Raw genomic sequence first — 17088 nt, forward strand, 5'->3', positions numbered from 1 at the left:
GTCAGAGCCCGGCCACCGCCTCCAGCACCGGTGTCACACCGTCCTCCTCACGGATGCGCGCCCCGAGCTCCCGCGCCTGCTCCCGGTACTCCGCCTCCCGCGTGACCCGGAGCAGGGCCGCCTCCAGCGTGTCGGCGCTCAGGCGCCGCAGCGGCAGGGCCCGCGGGGCCACGCCCAGCGCCACCAGCCGCGCCGCCCAGAAGCTCTCGTCGAACTGGACCGGTACCGGTACCGCCGGCACCCCGGCGCGCAGACCCGCCGCCGTCGTACCCGCGCCCGCGTGGTGGACCACGGCCGCCATCCGCGGGAAGAGCGCGGAGTGCGGCACCTCGTCGACGGTCAGCATGTCGTCGCCCGTCGCCGACAGGCCCGCCCAGCCGCGCTGGACCACTCCGCGCAGACCGGCCCGGCGCAGCGCCCGCACGATCGCGGCGCTGATCCGCTCGGGGTCGGGCACGGTCGCGCTGCCCAGACCCACGAACACCGGCGGCGGGCCGGCCCCGAGGAACCGCAGCAGGTCGTCGGGGAGCGGCGCGTCGCCGTCGTACGGCCACCAGTAGCCCGTCACGTCCAGCCCGGACCGCCAGTCGCCGGGCCGGGCGACCACCCGTGGACTGAAGCCGTGCAGGACCGGCCAGCCCTGTCGTTCGCGGGTGCGCAGTGCCGCGGTGGGGCCCGTGCGTGGCAGGTCCAGGCGGGCCCGGAGCGGGGGGAGGGCCGCGGCGAAGACCTGCTCCACTGCCAGGTTCAGGCCCAGCCCGGCGACCCGGTTGCCCAGGCGGCCCCAGGAGCCGACGCCCAGCATGGGCGGCGCGAACTCCCGGGTGGGAGCGAGGGGTTGGAGATTGAGGCCGAGACTCGGCAGGCGCAGGCCCTCGGCGATGGCGTGGCCGAGTGGTGCCACCGAGCCGGACAGGAGCAGCGCGTCGCTCACCCGGGCGGCGGCCACCAGGTCGTCGACCATCTCCACGGCCAGCTCCCGCGCCATGGACACCACCCGCACCAGCTTGCCCACGCCGGTCGTGCTGCGGTGCAGGGCGCGCCCGCGCGAGGACTCCAGCTCGGCGCGGGGATCGAGCGGCAGGGCGTGGAAGCCGAGGCCGGCCCGCGTGGCCAGCGGCTCGAAGCGGCCGTGGGTGACCAGCGTGACCTCGTGCCCGGCCCGCGCCAGACCGTGCCCCAGCCCGGTGAAGGGAGCCACGTCACCCCGGGAACCCGCTGTCATGATCGCTACTCGCACGCCGACAGTATGGCGCCGGGCGCCGGCGCCCCGTGCGAACGACCCGTGCGCATCGGCCAGTTCACCCGCACCGCAGCCGAGGTCTCGCCGAACGCTCCGTGATCCGGGACTGCAACGGCCAGAACAACCAGAAGTGGACGCCGAACTGACCTAGCCCTCCCGGGCCGCCGTCTCCGCCGCCCGCACGGTCTGCTCCAGCAGCGTGGCGATGGTCATCGGACCGACCCCGCCCGGCACCGGCGTGATCAGTGAGGCCCGCTCCACCGCGGAGTCGAAGTCGACGTCACCGACGTTGCCCGCGTTGTAGCCGGCGTCGACGACGACCGCGCCGGGCTTGATGTCCTGGCCGCGGATCAGCCGGGGCCGGCCCACCGCGGCGACCACGATGTCCGCCTCCCGTACGGCCGCCGACAGGTCCGTCGTACGGGAGTGGCAGTAGGTCACCGTGGCGTCCCGGGCGAGCAGCAGCATCCCGGCCGGCTTGCCGAGGATCGCGCTGCGGCCCACGACCACGGCCCGCTTGCCGGACGGATCGACGCCGTACTCGTCGAGCAGGCGCATGATCCCGCCCGGGGTGCACGACACGAACCCCGGCAGGCCGAAGCTCATCGTCGCGAAGGAGGCGAAGGTGACGCCGTCGACGTCCTTCTCCGGAGCGATCGCCTCGAACGCGGCCCGCTCGTCGATGTGCGGGCCCATCGGGTGCTGGAGCAGGATGCCGTGCACACCGGGGTCGGCGGACAGGGCGCGCAGCGTGCCGACCAGCTCCTCGGTGGTGGTGGCCGTGGGCAGTTCCACGTGCCGCGACTCGATGCCGGCCGTGCGGCACCGGTTGCGCTTCATCCGGACGTAGGTGACGGAGGCGGGGTCCTCGCCGACGAGGACCGTCGCGAGACAGGGCGCCCGGCCGGTGCGCGCGGTGAGGTCGGCGGCCCGCTTCGCGGTCTCCTCGACGATGCGCCGGGCGAACGCGGTGCCGTCCAGCAGCCGTGCCTGGGACATGATCCACTCCTGAGCCGATCGAAGGAATCGCCCAGGCGCACGGCATCGAGTGTGCGGACCGCTCCACGGTGGTGCTCCACCTCAGCGCCAGTCACGGTCCGGACATCACATTAACCGACGCGGTACGACGGCCGGGTCCGGCCCCTCGGCGTCCTTCCGTCACTCGTCCCAGGCCTGGATCACGGTCTGTTCGACGATCTTGCCGTCCCGGAGCGTCAGCATCGACTCGGACAGGACGCGTACGCCGTCGGAGTACAGACAGGACTCGGTGAAGGCGACGTGGTCGCCGTCGACGACACACCGTTCCATCGTGTGCGTCATGTCCCGGCTGTAGACGTCGTCGAGCATCGCGCCGATCTCGTCCCTGCCGTGCACCACCTTGGGGTGGCTGGGCTGACTGTTGCGGTCGACGACGCGTATCTCGGCGTCGTCCGCGTAGAGCGACAGAAGGTTCGACGCGGAGTTTCCTTCGATGCCGCTGCGGAGGGTTTCGCTGGTGAATCCGGGGCTTGCCGCGGTGCCCATGGTGACCTCCTTCGAGGGCCGCGACCCGACAGGGAGCGGGGTCGCGCAGGGCTGTTTCTTCGAGACTCCTCCGTCCCGGCGGCCACGGCAAGCGCGGGACGGGCGCTCCGCCTGACGGGTGAGGGGCATCGGCCGGCCGTGTCCGGGAGGGGCCCGGCGGCGTTGCTGACAACATGATCTCAACTCGCCGTATCGTTGCCGCCGTCGGTCTCGCCGTCGGCGTCACCGGTCTCACCGCCCCCCTCGCGAACGCGGCCGACGCGGCCGCCTCGGACGCCGGGCTCAACCCGGTCACCGTGCTCGACTCGCTCGCGTCGAGCGAGATCCCCGTGGAGCACAGGGACGAGATCCCGCCGGTCTCCCGGCAGCTCGCCGGCCTCAACCGGGTCAACGACCTGAACCAGCTCGGTCAGGTCACCGGTCTCGTCGCCCCCGTCACCGGGCTGGTGCCGGCCGTCCACTGACCTCCGCACGGAACTGCGAGGGCCACCCGGACCGCCGGGTGGCCCTCGACGCATGTCCGTCCCCGCCGGGACCCGCCCCCGCGCTCAGCCCGCCGTGGCGAGGAACTGGGTCGCCGCGAGTTCCGCGTACAGAGGATCGCCCTCGACCAGTTCCCGATGCGTCCCCACCGCGCGGACGCGCCCCGCGTCCATGACCACGATCCGGTCGGCCATCGTCACCGTGGACAGCCGGTGCGCGACGACCAGCACCGTGGTCGTGCGCGCCACCTCCGCCACCGTGTCCCGCAGGGCCGCCTCGTTCACCGCGTCCAACTGCGAGGTGGCCTCGTCCAGCAGCAACAGCCGGGGCCGCCGCAGCAGGGCCCGGGCGATCGCCACCCGCTGCCGCTCCCCGCCGGACAGCTTGGTCCCGCGGTGCCCGACCAGCGTCTCCAGCCCGCCGGGCAGCTTGGCCACCAGACCGTCCAACCGGGTCGTCCGCAGCACCCGCGCCAGCGCGTCCTCGTCCGCCTCCGGGTTCCCGAGCAGCAGGTTCTCCCGCAGCGAGCCGGACAGGACGGGCGCGTCCTGCTCCACGTACCCGATCGCGGACCGGAGCCGGGGCAGATCCCAGTCCGCGAGATCGCGGCCGTCCAGCGTCACGACCCCGGCCTCGGGATCGTAGAACCGCTCGATCAGCGAGAACACCGTCGTCTTTCCCGCCCCCGACGGCCCGACGAACGCCGTCATCCCCCGCGCGGGCACCGCGAACGTCACCCCGTGATGGACGTACGGCAGATCCTCGGCGTACCGGAACCGGACGTCGGTGAAGGCGACGGAGGCCGGCGCGGCCCCGTCGGCGGGCAACGGCGCGGGCGGGGCGGCCGGTTCGGCGGGCAGTCGCAGCGCCTCCTCGATACGGGCCAGCGCGGCGGCCCCGGTCTGGTACTGCGTGACCGCCCCCACGACCTGCTGGATCGGCGACATCAGATAGAACACGTACAGCAGGAACGCGACCAGCGTGCCGACGTCGATCGCCCCGGTGGCGACCCGTGCGCCGCCCACCGCGAGCACCGTGATGAACGCGATCTGCATCGCGAGCCCCGCCGTGTTGCCGGCCGCCGCCGACCACTTGGCGGCCCGTACGCTCTGCCGCCACGACTCCTCGGCCGCCGCGTGCAGCGTCCGCTCCTCCCGGTGCTCGGCGCCGGACGCCTTCACCGTGCGCAGCGCGCCGAGGATGCGTTCCAGTGCGGCGCCCATCACGCCGACGGCGTCCTGGGCCTGCCGGCTCGCCCGGTTGATGCGTGGCACGATCACCCCGAGGACCGTGCCCGCGGCCAGGATCACCGCCAGGGTGACGCCCAGCAGCACCGGATCGACCAGGCCCATCATCACCACGGTCGCCACCAGCGTGAGCCCGCCGGTGCCGAGGCCCACGAGCGAGTCGGTGGTGACCTCGCGCAGCAGCGTGGTGTCCGAGGTGATCCGGGCCATCAGGTCACCGGGCTCGGTGCGGTCCACGGCCGGGACGCGCAGCCGCAGCAGATACGACGACAGCGCGCGCCGCGCACCCAGCACCACCGACTCCGCGGTACGCCGCAGCACGTACGAACCCAGCGCCCCCACCGCCGCGTTGGCGACGACCAGAGCCGACATGACGACCAACGCGCCGGTGATCGTGCGGTCGTGGGACAGGTCGTCGATCAACTCCCGGGCCACCAGCGGCAGCAGCAGACCGGTGACCCCGGTCAGGAGCGAGAGCAGGGCACCCGTCAGCAGGGTCCACCGGTGCGGTCGTACGTATCCGAGGAGCAGCCGCCAGGTCGGCGGCCCGGTCTCCGTCTCGGTGCTGCTCACGGTGCTCCTTCGGACCTCACGGCGTGCGGGGCCCTCAGGCTACGTCCGTGCTCTCCCGCAAATCCCGGCGGTACGGGGCGCGATGGGGGTCAGCGGTCCGCGAGCGCGGCCAGGGTCGCGCCGAGATCGGTGGCCCGCGGCCTGTTGTGCGGCAGCCTGCCCAGCAGGGCGGCCATGCCGCAGGTGTCGGTGAGCGCCGAGAACACCAGACCGCCCGCGACCGCCGCGGAGAGCAACTGCCAGGCGGGGTGCAGGAGTCCGAGGCCGAGCCCGGCGAGGACCAGGGTTCCGGCGGTGAGCCGGACCTGGCGTTCCATGGCCCAGACGGCGGGGGCACCCGCGGCCGGCCGGTCGATCCGCTGCCCGGCCGCCGCCCAACCCCGTGTGCCGCCGGCCAGGGTGGCGGCCCGCACGCCGTGCTCGGCGAGGACCTCGCACCCACGCAGGGAACGGGCACCGGAGGCGCAGACGAGGAGCAGTTCCCCGCGCACCTCCCGCAGTGCGGGCAGGGCCCGGTCGAGCCGGTCCAAGGGGATGTTGAGCGCGCCGGGCAGATGCCCGGAGGCGTACTCGCCCGGGGCCCGGACGTCGACGACCGTGAGTTCGTCCAGGCGGGAAGCCGCCTGCGTGGAGTCGAGAACGGTGGGGGTCATGTCGTACGGGATCCTTCCTGGGAGGCTGGTGACAGCCGGTGGTGACCCCGAGGAGGTAAAATACCCCCAAGGGTATGCAGAGGAGTGATGGTGGAGCTTCAGTTCGAGGGCGATGAGCTCAAGTCGGTGCTGAACCGGCTGCGCCGGGCGCAGGGGCAGATCTCCGGAGTGATCAGGATGATCGAGGAGGGCCGGGACTGCGAGGACGTGGTCACCCAGCTCGCCGCGGCCTCCCGTGCCCTCGACCGGGCGGGTTTCGCGATCATCGCGACGGGGCTCCAGCAGTGCCTGACCGATCCCGAGGGCAACCGCGTCGACGGCGAGACGACCGAGCAGATGAAGGCCCGGCTGGAGAAGTTGTTCCTGTCCCTGGCGTGAGCGTCACAGGACGGCGTCCGCCAGCATGAAGGTCGCCACGGCCAGCAGCGCCACGGCGAACGTCCGCCGCAGCGCGTCCGCCGACACCTTGGCGGCCAGACGCCTGCCGTCCCAGGCGCCGAGCACGGCGGCCCCCGCGAACGGGGCGACGGCGGCCCAGTCGACGTCCACGGTCGTGCCCGCGCGGGTCGCCAGCGCGGCCAGGGAGTTGACGGTGATCACCAGCAGACTGGTCCCGACGGCGGCCCTCATGCGCAGTCCGAGGACGTTCACCAGGGCGGGTACGGCGAGGAAGCCGCCGCCCACGCCCAGCACACCGGTCACCGCGCCGAGCCCCGCCCCGGCCCGGGCGACACGACTCGTGCGCACCGGCACACCGTCCGGCCGTACCGCTGCCGAGGGCCGGAGCATCCGCACGGCGGCGAGGGCGGCGACCACGGCGAACGCCCCCGTGAGCACGCCGGACGGCAGCCGCGCGGACACCGCACCGCCGATCGCCGCGGGCACGAGCCCCGCCGCCGCGAACAGGGCGCCCTCCGGCCGGCGCACCGCGCCTTCCCGGGCGTGGGTGACCAGCGCGGTCACCGAGGTGAGCGTGACCACGACGAGCCCGGCGGTGGTGGCCGCGGCCGGATTGAAGCCGAGCAGATAGATCAACGCGGGTACGGCGAGCATGCTCCCGCCACCGCCGAGCGCACCGAGCGCCAGACCGGTGAGCCCGCCGGCGACCAGCGCGAGAACGAGGGCGCTCACGGGGTGCGCGCGACAGGACCGGCCGAGGCTCCGGCGGCGGGGGAGCCGTGCGCCGCGCCCCGGGCCGCCCCGTCCACACCGGGCCGCCCACCGTCAGGGAGCTGGTCCCTCGAACCGCCCGTGCCGAGCCGCCCGTGCACGGCTTCCGCGCCGCCCGTCTGTTCGTGCGCCGCCGTCCCGGGGGTCGTCGTCATCGGCAGCCCCGCCTCGGCCGCGGCGGCGAACCCGTCGTCGACGGCGACCACGTCACGGCCCACCGCGTCGAGGATCGACGCTGCAACGGCCGCCCGCGTCCCGCCCGCGCAGTGCACCCACACAGTGCCGTCCGGTATCTCCGACAGCCGGTCCCGCAGCCGGTGCAACGGGATGTGCACCGAACCCCTGACATGGCCGCCCGCCCGCTCCGCGTCCCGTCGCACGTCCAGCACGACGACCCCGTGGGGCCCCCGCGCGGCCAGGTCGGCGAACGTCCCCCGCGGGAACGCGCGCGGCGCGTCCCCCTCCCGCACCCACTCGGCCGGGGACCCGGTGGCCGCCGCGGCCGGGCGGTCGATGCCGACGCGGGCCAGTTCCCGCTGGGCGTCGGCGAGTTGGGCGGGAGAGGCGGCCAGCAGAGTGATCGGCCTGCCCCAGGGCACCAGCCAGGCCAGATGGGTCGCGAGCTGCCCCTCGGCCTCGAAGTTGAAGGTCCCGGCGACATGCCCCTCGGCGAACGCGCGCCGGTTCCGCAGGTCCACCACCCACTCGCCGGCCGCCAGCCGGGCCGCGATCTCCTCGCCGTCCGCGCGGTGCGGCGGGGTCAGGTCCACCGGGCCGGGGCCCTGCGCGTTCACCGGACCCATGTGGGCGTAGTACGCGGGCACGCCGTCCAGCCCGGCGAGCAGTTCGGCGACGAAGGTGTCGACGTCCTTGACCAGGGCCTCGTTCGTGCCGCGTTCCCGCCCGATGGTCGTGGTCGCGCCGCCCTGCGCCCGCCCGGCGGAACAGAAGCTGCCGAACCCGTGCGTCGGCAGCACCTCGGTCCCGTCCGGCAGCTCCGCCACCAGCCGACGCGCGGAGTCGTGCTGGGCCCGCGCCAGCCGCCCGGTCAGGGCCGGCTCCACCAGGTCGGGGCGCCCCACCGTGCCGATCAGCAGCGAGCCGCCAGTGAAGACGGCCACCGCCCGGCCGGCCTCCTCCAGGACGTACGCCGTGTGGTGCGGGGTGTGGCCAGGCGTGGCCAGCGCCCGCAGCGCCAGCCCGTCCTCGATGTCCGCCACGTCCCCGTCGGCGACCGGGGTACGCTCGAACGCCACCCGTGCCCCGGCCGGCACCAGATAGGCGGCCCCCGTGAGCCGGGCCAGCTCCAGCCCGCCGGTCACGTAGTCGTTGTGGACGTGCGTCTCGACGACCCGTGCGATCCGCACCCCGCGCCGGGCCGCCGCCGCGATCACCCGGTCCACGTCCCGCGGCGGGTCCACCACGACGGCAGCGCGGGCGCCGCCCGCCAGGTAGCCGCGGTTGCCCAGCCCCGGCACCTCGATGGTGTCCACGAAGTACACGACAGCGCTCCTCTCCGCACGGAAACCCGGCGGGCTGTATTACCCCCGGGGGTATGTCGTTCACCGTAGCAGAGGTACCCCGGGGGGTATTTTTCCGTGCGGGAACCGGTGCCGTTACTGATCAGTCACGCGTAGGGTCGGAGGGACGTGCACCGGGCGACGGAAGGGGTCAGGCCATGGCGCAGGAGGTACGCGGAGTGATCGCACCCGGCAAGGACGAGCCGGTGCGGGTGGAGACGATCGTCGTGCCCGATCCGGGCCCGGGGGAGGCCGTCGTCCAGGTGCAGGCCTGCGGGGTCTGCCACACCGACCTGCACTACAAGCAGGGCGGGATCAACGACGACTTCCCCTTCCTGCTCGGCCACGAGGCCGCCGGTGTCGTGGAGTCGGTCGGCGAGGGGGTGACCGACGTCGCGCCCGGCGACTTCGTGATCCTCAACTGGCGCGCCGTGTGCGGCAATTGCCGGGCCTGTCTGCGCGGGCGGCCCTGGTACTGCTTCAACACCCACAACGCGAAGCAGAAGATGACGCTCACCGACGGCACCGAGCTCTCGCCGGCCCTCGGCATCGGCGCCTTCGCCGAGAAGACGCTGGTCGCCGCCGGACAGTGCACCAAGGTCGACCCCTCGGTCTCGGCCGCGGTCGCGGGGCTGCTGGGCTGCGGTGTGATGGCCGGCATCGGCGCCGCGATCAACACGGGCAACGTCGGCCGGGGCGACACCGTCGCCGTCATCGGCTGCGGAGGCGTCGGTGACGCGGCGATCGCGGGCTCGAACCTGGCCGGCGCGGCGAAGATCATCGCCGTGGACATCGACGACCGGAAGCTGGAGAAGGCCCGCACCATGGGCGCGACCCACACCGTCAACTCCAAGGACACGGACCCGGTCGAGGCGATCCGTGAACTGACCGGCGGCTTCGGCGCCGACGTCGTCATCGAGGCGGTCGGCCGTCCCGAGACGTACCAGCAGGCCTTCTACGCCCGTGACCTCGCCGGCACGGTCGTCCTCGTCGGGGTGCCCACACCCGAGATGAATCTGGAGCTCCCCCTGCTGGACGTCTTCGGACGCGGCGGCTCCCTCAAGTCGTCCTGGTACGGCGACTGCCTGCCGAGCCGTGACTTCCCCATGCTGATCGACCTGCATCTGCAAGGCCGCCTGGACCTGGAGGCGTTCGTGACCGAGACCATCCGACTGGACGAGGTGGAGAAGGCGTTCGAGCGCATGCACCACGGCGACGTCCTGCGCTCGGTGGTGGTGCTCTGATGTCGGTCCGCATCGAACGTGTCGTCACCTCGGGGCAGTTCAGCCTCGACGGCGGCACCTGGGACGTCGACAACAACGTCTGGATCGTCGGCGACGACCACGAGGTCGTCGTCATCGACGCCGCCCACGACGCCGACGCCATCCTCGAGGCCGTCGGGGACCGCAGGCTGACCGCGATCGTCTGCACCCACGCCCACAACGACCACATCGACGCCGCGCCCGCCCTCGCCGACCGCACCGGCGCCACCATCTGGCTGCACCCCGACGACCTGCCGCTGTGGAAGCAGACCCACCCCGACCGGGACCCCGACGGCCATCTGCGCGACGGCCAGGTCATCGAGGCCGCGGGCGCCGACCTCCAGGTGCTGCACACCCCCGGCCACGCCCCCGGCGCGGTCTGCCTCTACGACCCGGGCCTGGGGACCGTCTTCACCGGCGACACCCTGTTCCAGGGCGGCCCGGGCGCCACCGGCCGCTCCTGGTCGCACTTCCCGACGATCATCGACTCGATCCGTGACCGCCTGCTGGCCCTGCCGCCCGAGACGAAGGTCCTCACCGGCCACGGCGACCCCACCACCATCGGGGCCGAGGCCCCCCACCTGGAGGAGTGGATCGCCCGCGGCCACTGAGCGTCCGCAGCGGGTGTGAATCCCCGCCCGCCGGGTCGCCCACGTGTCGGCTCCGAACGAGTGGACTCGCCGGTAGGCCCCGCGACGGGCGCCTTCCCCCACCGGCCGTCGATGGTGATGTTGCCGTTCCGGCCCGTGACTGGAAGGCGCCCCCGCATGCGACGTACCTCCCACCGCCGACTGCTCGCCGCGACCCTGTTCGTGGCGTCCCTGCTGGTCCCGACGGCGGTGACGCCGGCGACGGCGGTCCCGGCCGCGGCCGCCCCTCCGTCCGGTCGGCACCACTGTCCGCCGGGCGGCCTCGGGCCCGACGCGACCGCACGGCTGGACAGGACGATCGAGGACGTCCGTCGGCAGGCGGGCATCCCGGGTGCGGTCGTCGGACTGTGGATCCCGGGCCAGGGGTGCTACGTCCGCGCGAGCGGTGTCGCCGACAAGGCGACCGGCAGACCGATGACCCCCGACGTCCACGAACGGATCGGCAGCGAGACCAAGACCTTCACGGCCACCGCGCTGCTGGAGCTCGTGGACGACCACCGCGTCCGACTGGACGACCCGATCTCCCGTTACGTCCCCGGCGTGCCGAACGGCGGCCGGATCACCCTGCGCCACCTCGCCGAGATGCGCAGCGGCCTGTTCCCGTACAGCTCCGATCCGGACTTCGTCCATGACCTGCTGAGCGACCCGGAGCGCTCCTTCACCCCCCGGGAACTGCTCGCCTACGCCTTCCGGCACGAGAACACCTTCGCGCCGGGCACGCGGTTCCAGTACTCCAACACCAACTTCGTCCTGCTGGGCCTGGTCGTCGAGAAGGTCTCCGGTCAGCCGCTCGCGGACTTCATCGACACGAGGATCCTGCGGCCGTCCGGGCTGCGTCACACCCTGCTGCCGCAGGGGACGGAGTTCCCCCGGCCGCATCCGCACGGCTACACCGACCAGACCCTCACCGGCGCGGTCGCCGACGCCACCCACTGGAATCCGAGCTGGGCGTGGGCGGCCGGAGCGATGATCTCCGACCTGCACGATCTGCGCCGCTGGGCGGAGATCGTGGCGACCGGAAGACTCCTGAGCCCCGGCACCCAGGCGCAACGGCTCAGGATGCTGCCGACCGGAGTCCCCGGGCTCAGCTACGGCCTCGGCCTCTTCGACGCGGGCGGGTGGATCGGGCACAACGGCTCCATCCCCGGCTACGAGACGGTGACCGTGTACCTGCCCTCGAAGCGGGCCACCATGGTCATCATGATCAACACGGACATCACCGTCGGGGGCCAGGAACCTTCCACCCTCCTCGCCCGGGCGGTCACCTCCATCGTCACCCCGGACCACGTCTACGACGGCGCGGTCGCCCACTGAGTCCACGCGACGACGAAAAAAGGCGACAGAAGATGTCCGGCTTCCCCGGCACCCTCGAAACATGACGACATCCGAGGGACACGGGAGGCCGGACATGTCCGCAGCACTCGAGGGCAAGGTCGCGCTGGTCGCGGGGGCGACACGCGGAGCGGGACGCGGGATCGCGGTGGAACTCGGCGCCGCGGGTGCCACCGTCTACGTCACCGGACGCACCACCCGCTCCCGCCGCTCCGAGTACGACCGCCCCGAGACCGTCGAGGACACCGCCGACCTCGTCACCGCGGCCGGCGGCCACGGGATCGCCGTACCCACCGACCACCTGGACCCCGCCCAGGTCCGCGCCCTCGTCGACCGCATCGCCGACGAGCAGGACCGCCTCGACGTCCTCGTCAACGACATCTGGGGCGGCGAGCACCTCTTCGCATGGGACAGCCCGGTGTGGGAGCACGACCTCGACAACGGCCTGCGGCTGCTCAGGCTCGCGATCGACACCCACGCGATCACCAGCCACCACGCCCTGCCGCTGCTGCTGCGCGGGTCCGGCGGCCTGGTCGTCGAGATGACCGACGGAACCGACGCCTACAACCGCGAGAACTACCGCACCTCCTTCTTCTACGACCTCGCCAAGTCCTCCGTCATCCGCATGGCCTTCGCCCTCGGCCACGAACTGGGCCCGCGCGGCGCCACCGCCGTGGCCCTCACCCCGGGCTGGCTGCGCTCGGAGATGATGCTCGACCACTTCGGCGTCCGGGAGGACAACTGGCGCGACGCCCTGGACCGCGTCCCGCACTTCGCCATCTCGGAGACCCCGCGCTACGTGGGCCGCGCCGTCGCCGCGCTGGCCGCCGACCCCGACGTGGCCCGCTGGAACGGCCAGTCCCTCGACAGCGGCTCGCTCGCCCGCACGTACGGCTTCACGGACCTCGACGGCAGCCGCCCCGACGCCTGGCGCTATCTCGTCGAGGTCCAGGACGCGGGAAAACCGGCGGACGTCTCCGGCTACCGCTGATCCGGCAGGCTCTGGAGCGCCCCGGTGAGCAGCGGCTGGGCCTTCCCGGGCGTCAGCGGGTGCGGGTGGCGGTCGTCGCCGACGTGGCCGGCGGCCCGGTAGGCGAGGGTGACCGACTTCCCCGACGTCCTCGCGGGCGCCGATGACGAGGCCGACGAGCGCGGGGAGTTGCTGTGTGAACGCGGACAAGGACGCACACCGTCTGCCCCGTTGATCATCGAGCGGCTATCTTCGGCGCATGACCCACACCAAGCGATTCGAGGGACACGCGGCACTCGTCACGGGCGCCGCCCGCGGGATCGGCGCGGCGGTGGCCCGCAGGCTCGCCGAGGAGGGGGCACGGGTCATGCTGACCGACCGCGACGGGCGCGTGGTCGAGGAGACGGCGGCACGTCTGCGGGAACAGGGCCTCACCGCACGGGCGGTGGAGTGCGACGTGGCGGACCGCACGGCCGTGGAGGCGGCGGTCGCCGGCACCATGGCGGCGTTCGGCTCCCTGGACGTCCTGGTCAACTGCGCCGCCCGGTGCACCCCGGAGACCCCGCTCTTCGAGGACGACTCCGACGACGAGTGGGCCCGTGACCTGGACATCACCCTGAGCGGACCGTACCGCTGCTCCAAGGCCTCGCTTCCGCACCTCGCCGCCTCGGGGCGCGGCGCGATCGTCACCATCGGCTCCGTCAACGGCCTCCAGGACTTCGGCAACCACGCCTACAGCGCCGCCAAGGCGGGCCTGCACTCCCTGACCCGTACGCTCGCCGGGCACGCGGCCGCCCGCGGGGTGCGCGTCAACATGGTCGTCCCGGGCACGGTCCGCACCTCCGCCTGGGAAGGCCGCGAGGACGAGATCGCCGAGCTGCGGCGGCTGTACCCCCTCGGCCGGGTCGGCGAGCCCGAGGACATCGCCGCCGCGGTCGCCTTCCTCGCCTCCCGCGACGCGGCGTGGATCACCGGCACCGCACTCGTCGTCGACGGAGGTCTCACCGCCGTCAACACCGGCTTCCACACGGCGGTCCATCCGGACCGTGGCGCTCCGTCGTGAGCATTGTCACCGTTTCGTCGCAGCCCGACCCGCGGTACAACGAAGTGGCCCGAAGACGGGTCTAGAGGTGTGAGATCGCAGGACCTATGAAGGGGACAGGGCCATGGGGGACATACGCAGACGGGGTGCCGTCGCGCTCGGGATCACCGGACTCGTCGCACCGCTGACCATCGCGCTGGGCGCCGCGCCCGCGCAGGCGGCGAGCTGCACCACGCAGGCGGGGCCGTACCAGAAGAAGGTGGAGAAGTTCCTCGGCCGCCCGGTCGACGGCAGGCAGTCCGCCGCCGACTGCACGGCGATCAGGGCCTTCCAGACCAAGCACGGCATCACCCCGAACATCGGCTACGCGGGGCCCGTCACCTGGGGCGTGATGGACCTCATGAACAAGCAGAAGGCCGTCGGCTCGAACCCCAACCGGGACGGCAAGTGCCCGACGAACAAGGGCCGCATCGCCTGCGTGAACCTCACCCTCCAGTTGAGCTGGATCCAGGACGGCAGCCGGCTCGTCTACGGCCCGGTCCCGGTCCGCACCGGCCGCGACGGCTACGAGACCCGCACCGGCCTGAAGAAGATCTACTGGCGCCACATCGACCACGTCTCGTCGATCTACCACGTGCCCATGCCCTACAGCCAGTTCTTCGACGGCGGCCAGGCCTTCCACTCGGTGAACCTCAGCATGTGGAACCCGCCCGGCTCCCACGGCTGCACCAACATGACCCCCAAGGACGCCAAGAAGTACTGGTCCCTGCTGAAGAAGGGCGACGACGTCTTCGTGTACGGCCGCAAGCCGGGCACCTGAGCGGCAGGCACCCGGCCCTGAGCACCGGGTTACTGAGGCGCGTCCCCGAAGTCCGGGATCTCCAGCCTCGCCCCGCCCTGCCGTGCGGAGTCGTGCGCGACGATGCCCGGCAGGGTGTAGCGGGCCGCCACCCAGGCGTTCACCGACGGCAGGGTGCGGGTGTTGACCGCGGTCACGAAGTCGTCCACCAGGAAGTGGTGGCTGCCCTCGTGGCCGTTGTGCAGGTGGTCGAACTCCCGCGGCAGCCGCGCCCGGTCGTGCACGGGCGCCGACCCGGACGTGAACGCGGCCCGCAGGTCCGGCGCGATGTGCTGGAGTGACGGGTCGTCAGGAGCCATGGTGGGCTTGGGCTCCAGGAGTTCGCTGATGTCCTTCACGCCCTTCTTGTCCTGCCAGAGGGCGACCGTGGCGAGCTGCTCCATGCTCGCCTCGGTCCCGAAGAACCGGAAACGCGACTCCCGGATGTGGGAGGGGTAGCCCACCCGCCGGAACTCGTTCGTACGGAACGAACCGCCGCCCGCCACCTCGAACAGCGCGGTCGCGTTGGAGACGTCGTTGCCGAACTGGCTGACCTCCTTGTCGAACACACCGTCCCCGCGGTCGTCGACCACACCGATCGCCGACACGCTCACCGCGTGCGTCTGCCAGGCGCCCAGCACCCCGCCCACCGCGTGCGTGGGGTAGAGCAGCGGGGGATAGCTGGCGGTCTCCTTCCACCGCTCGCCGCCGCTGTACTGGTACGCCTCGTAGAACCCCAGGTCCATGTCGTGGACGTAGTCGCCCTCGGCGTAGAAGAGCCGCCCGAAGGCGCCCTCGGCGATCTGGTTGCGGGCGTGCACGGTCGCCGGGTTGTACTGGCTGGTCTCGCCCATCATGTACGTCAGCCCGGTCGCCCGGACCGCGTCGATGATGGCCGCTATCTCCTCGGTGGTGATGGCCATGGGGACCGCGGAGTACACGTGCTTGCCGGCGTTCAGGCCCTGGAGCACCAGGGGGCCGTGCGTCCAGCGCTGGGTGAAGATCGCGACCGCGTCGACCTCCTTCGACTCCAGCATGGCCTCGTAGGTGGGGAAGGTGCCCGCCAGCCCCTGCGCCGAGACGAGTTGCTCGGCCCGCTCGGGCAGCAGGTCGGTGACGTACACGTCGCCGACACCGGGGTGGGCCTGGAACAGCGTGGCGAACTGGCCGGAGAACTGGCCGGCGCCGACGATGCCGAGGGAGAACGTCATGGGGTGCGTGCCCTTCACTGGTCGCGGGATCACTGCGAGAGGATCAGGTTGATCTGGTCGTTGGTCCGGTCGAGGCCGGTCACGGACTTGCCGTTGCCGAAGATGTCCTGCATGGCGGGGTGCATCAGGGCGTACACGTCGGCCGCGTAGTCGGTGATGGGGTAGGAGAAGGTCGCGAAGTCCTTCTTGTCGGCGACGGGCTCGGTGAAGGCCGTGACGTCGATGCCCTTCTTCCGGTAGGCGGCCACCGCGGCCGCGGTGCCGTCAGGGGTGGCGGGGAAGACGATGCCGTAACCGCCCACCGTCCGCTGGCATGCGTCCGACGCCAGGTACCTCACCCACTTGCGGGCGCCCTCCTTGTTGCGGGCGTTCCTGGTGATGGAGTCGGCGAGTCCGTTCATCATGGTGGCGCGCTTGCCGGTGGGGCCCTCGGGGGTGACGGCGGTGCGCATGTCGAGACCCTTGAACCCGGCGTACGTCGAGATCATCCAGGCCCCGTCGAAGGCGGTCGCCGCCTTGCCGGCCGCGATCTGGGTGTTGGCCTGGTTGGACTGGGAGTTGTAGTCGGTGAAGGGTGCCATGTAGCCCTTCTTCGCCAGTCCGAAGTACCACTCGACCGCCGACTGGAAGGCGGGGCTGTCGTACCGGTACCGCGTGCCCCAGCGCTTCTTGTCGGTGTAGTTCCAGCCGGCGGAGGCGGTGAAGGTGCTCCACTGGGTCTGGCCGTCGCCGTCCCCGCCGCCGTTGGTGGCCAGGCCGTACACCTTGACGTGGTTCTTGTCGAAGCCCGGCTCGTCACCCCGCTTGCCGTTCCGGTCGACGGTGAGGTGGGCGACGGCCTTCTCGAAGCTGCCGCCGTCCTCGGGGTTCCAGGCGAGGTCATTCAACTGCGCGGCCGTGAGCCCGGCCGCGTCGGTCATCTTCTTGTTGTAGAAGAGGGCGACGGTGTCCCAGTCCTTGGGGGTGCCGTAGCGATGGCCGTCCTGGCCCTTCCAGTTGGCCGCCAGTCCCGGCTGGTAGGCGGACTCGTCGATGCCCAGGTCGTCGAGGGGTTCGAGGACCTTGAGGTCGGCGAACTGGCCGAACTTCTGGATGTGGTCGGTGAACACGTCCGGCTCGGTGCCCGCGATGAAGCTCGCGGTGAGCTTGGTCCAGTAGTCGTCCCAGCCCAACTGGGTGATCCTGACGTGCAGTCCGGGGTTCCGCTGCTCGAAGTCCTCGGCGCAGGCCTGGTAGGCGGGCTGCTGGTTGGAGTCCCACAGCCAGTAGGTCACCGTGGTCGAGGAGGACCCGGCGGAGTCGCCCCGCGCACACCCGGTCAGGCACAGGGCCAGTGCGCCGGCCAGTGCGGTCAGCGTACGAAGTCGCAT

Annotated in this window: 17 protein-coding genes and 1 riboswitch; of the genes, 8 read left to right on the forward strand and 9 right to left on the reverse strand. The window is 72.3% G+C overall.

What is annotated here, in order from left to right; genetic code table 11:
* Window position 1: 1 nt before the first annotated feature.
* From ACZ66S_RS13180 to ACZ66S_RS13190, 3 genes are all read right to left on the reverse strand, one after another.
* Window positions 2-1225 (reverse strand): glycosyltransferase, encoded by a 1224-nt coding sequence (locus ACZ66S_RS13180; RefSeq protein WP_469901741.1) that lies wholly within the window; start codon window positions 1223-1225, stop codon window positions 2-4.
* A gap of 165 nt (window positions 1226-1390) precedes the next feature.
* Window positions 1391-2242: a bifunctional 5,10-methylenetetrahydrofolate dehydrogenase/5,10-methenyltetrahydrofolate cyclohydrolase gene (locus ACZ66S_RS13185; RefSeq protein ID WP_469901583.1), complete on the reverse strand. Its 852-nt coding sequence runs from the start codon at window positions 2240-2242 to the stop codon at window positions 1391-1393.
* A 22-nt stretch (window positions 2243-2264) separates the two neighbouring features.
* A riboswitch (ZMP/ZTP riboswitch) is annotated at window positions 2265-2347 on the reverse strand.
* A 54-nt stretch (window positions 2348-2401) separates the two neighbouring features.
* The gene (locus tag ACZ66S_RS13190; protein WP_469901584.1) at window positions 2402-2767 is read right to left on the reverse strand and encodes a nuclear transport factor 2 family protein; all 366 of its coding nucleotides are present in this window, start codon (window positions 2765-2767) and stop codon (window positions 2402-2404) included.
* A gap of 173 nt (window positions 2768-2940) precedes the next feature.
* On the opposite strand from ACZ66S_RS13190, the gene ACZ66S_RS13195 reads away from it, so the two are divergent.
* Entirely contained in the window at window positions 2941-3231 is a 291-nt protein-coding gene (locus ACZ66S_RS13195; protein ID WP_469901585.1) for a hypothetical protein, read from the forward strand.
* Between the two features lie 84 nt (window positions 3232-3315).
* Here the strand turns inward: ACZ66S_RS13195 and ACZ66S_RS13200 are convergent, their stop codons facing one another.
* Together ACZ66S_RS13200 and ACZ66S_RS13205 are read right to left on the reverse strand one after the other, a co-directional pair.
* A complete protein-coding gene (locus ACZ66S_RS13200; RefSeq protein WP_469901586.1) occupies window positions 3316-5070 on the reverse strand; it encodes an ABC transporter ATP-binding protein in 1755 nt (584 codons plus the stop codon).
* 89 nt (window positions 5071-5159) lie between these two features.
* The gene (locus ACZ66S_RS13205) at window positions 5160-5723 is read right to left on the reverse strand and encodes a rhodanese-like domain-containing protein (RefSeq protein ID WP_469901587.1); all 564 of its coding nucleotides are present in this window, start codon (window positions 5721-5723) and stop codon (window positions 5160-5162) included.
* A 90-nt stretch (window positions 5724-5813) separates the two neighbouring features.
* Between ACZ66S_RS13205 and ACZ66S_RS13210 the strand changes: the two genes are divergently transcribed.
* A complete protein-coding gene (locus ACZ66S_RS13210) occupies window positions 5814-6101 on the forward strand; it encodes a metal-sensitive transcriptional regulator (RefSeq protein ID WP_469901742.1) in 288 nt (95 codons plus the stop codon).
* 3 nt (window positions 6102-6104) lie between these two features.
* Here the strand turns inward: ACZ66S_RS13210 and ACZ66S_RS13215 are convergent, their stop codons facing one another.
* Window positions 6105-6854 carry a sulfite exporter TauE/SafE family protein gene (locus ACZ66S_RS13215; RefSeq protein ID WP_469901588.1) on the reverse strand — a complete coding sequence of 250 codons (750 nt, stop codon included), beginning with the start codon at window positions 6852-6854 and terminating at the stop codon, window positions 6105-6107.
* The gene (locus ACZ66S_RS13220) at window positions 6851-8395 is read right to left on the reverse strand and encodes a rhodanese-like domain-containing protein (RefSeq protein ID WP_469901589.1); all 1545 of its coding nucleotides are present in this window, start codon (window positions 8393-8395) and stop codon (window positions 6851-6853) included. Before ACZ66S_RS13220 ends, ACZ66S_RS13215 begins: the two co-directional genes overlap by 4 nt.
* Window positions 8396-8571: 176 nt before the next feature.
* Here ACZ66S_RS13220 and ACZ66S_RS13225 point away from each other — a divergent pair, with 176 nt between their 5' ends.
* From ACZ66S_RS13225 to ACZ66S_RS13250, 6 genes are all read left to right on the forward strand, one after another.
* Window positions 8572-9657, forward strand: a complete 1086-nt coding sequence (locus ACZ66S_RS13225; protein ID WP_469901590.1) for an S-(hydroxymethyl)mycothiol dehydrogenase — start codon at window positions 8572-8574, stop codon at window positions 9655-9657.
* Complete coding sequence (locus ACZ66S_RS13230) at window positions 9657-10286, forward strand: MBL fold metallo-hydrolase (protein WP_469901591.1); 630 nt, start codon at window positions 9657-9659, stop codon at window positions 10284-10286. The genes ACZ66S_RS13225 and ACZ66S_RS13230 overlap by 1 nt, the downstream gene beginning before the upstream one ends.
* Window positions 10287-10442: 156 nt before the next feature.
* Window positions 10443-11639 (forward strand): serine hydrolase domain-containing protein, encoded by a 1197-nt coding sequence (locus tag ACZ66S_RS13235; protein ID WP_469901592.1) that lies wholly within the window; start codon window positions 10443-10445, stop codon window positions 11637-11639.
* A 94-nt stretch (window positions 11640-11733) separates the two neighbouring features.
* A complete protein-coding gene (locus ACZ66S_RS13240; RefSeq protein ID WP_469901593.1) occupies window positions 11734-12648 on the forward strand; it encodes an SDR family oxidoreductase in 915 nt (304 codons plus the stop codon).
* A 238-nt stretch (window positions 12649-12886) separates the two neighbouring features.
* Window positions 12887-13690 (forward strand): SDR family NAD(P)-dependent oxidoreductase, encoded by an 804-nt coding sequence (locus ACZ66S_RS13245; RefSeq protein ID WP_469901594.1) that lies wholly within the window; start codon window positions 12887-12889, stop codon window positions 13688-13690.
* Window positions 13691-13793: 103 nt separating this feature from the next.
* Complete coding sequence (locus tag ACZ66S_RS13250; RefSeq protein WP_469901595.1) at window positions 13794-14489, forward strand: L,D-transpeptidase family protein; 696 nt, start codon at window positions 13794-13796, stop codon at window positions 14487-14489.
* A gap of 29 nt (window positions 14490-14518) precedes the next feature.
* Here ACZ66S_RS13250 and ACZ66S_RS13255 read toward each other — a convergent pair whose 3' ends face one another.
* A complete protein-coding gene (locus tag ACZ66S_RS13255) occupies window positions 14519-15718 on the reverse strand; it encodes a Gfo/Idh/MocA family protein (RefSeq protein WP_469901596.1) in 1200 nt (399 codons plus the stop codon).
* Window positions 15719-15747: 29 nt separating this feature from the next.
* Window positions 15748-17088, reverse strand: a complete 1341-nt coding sequence (locus ACZ66S_RS13260; protein ID WP_469901597.1) for an ABC transporter substrate-binding protein — start codon at window positions 17086-17088, stop codon at window positions 15748-15750.

Source organism: Streptomyces sp. NPDC107471, assembly GCF_055582845.1.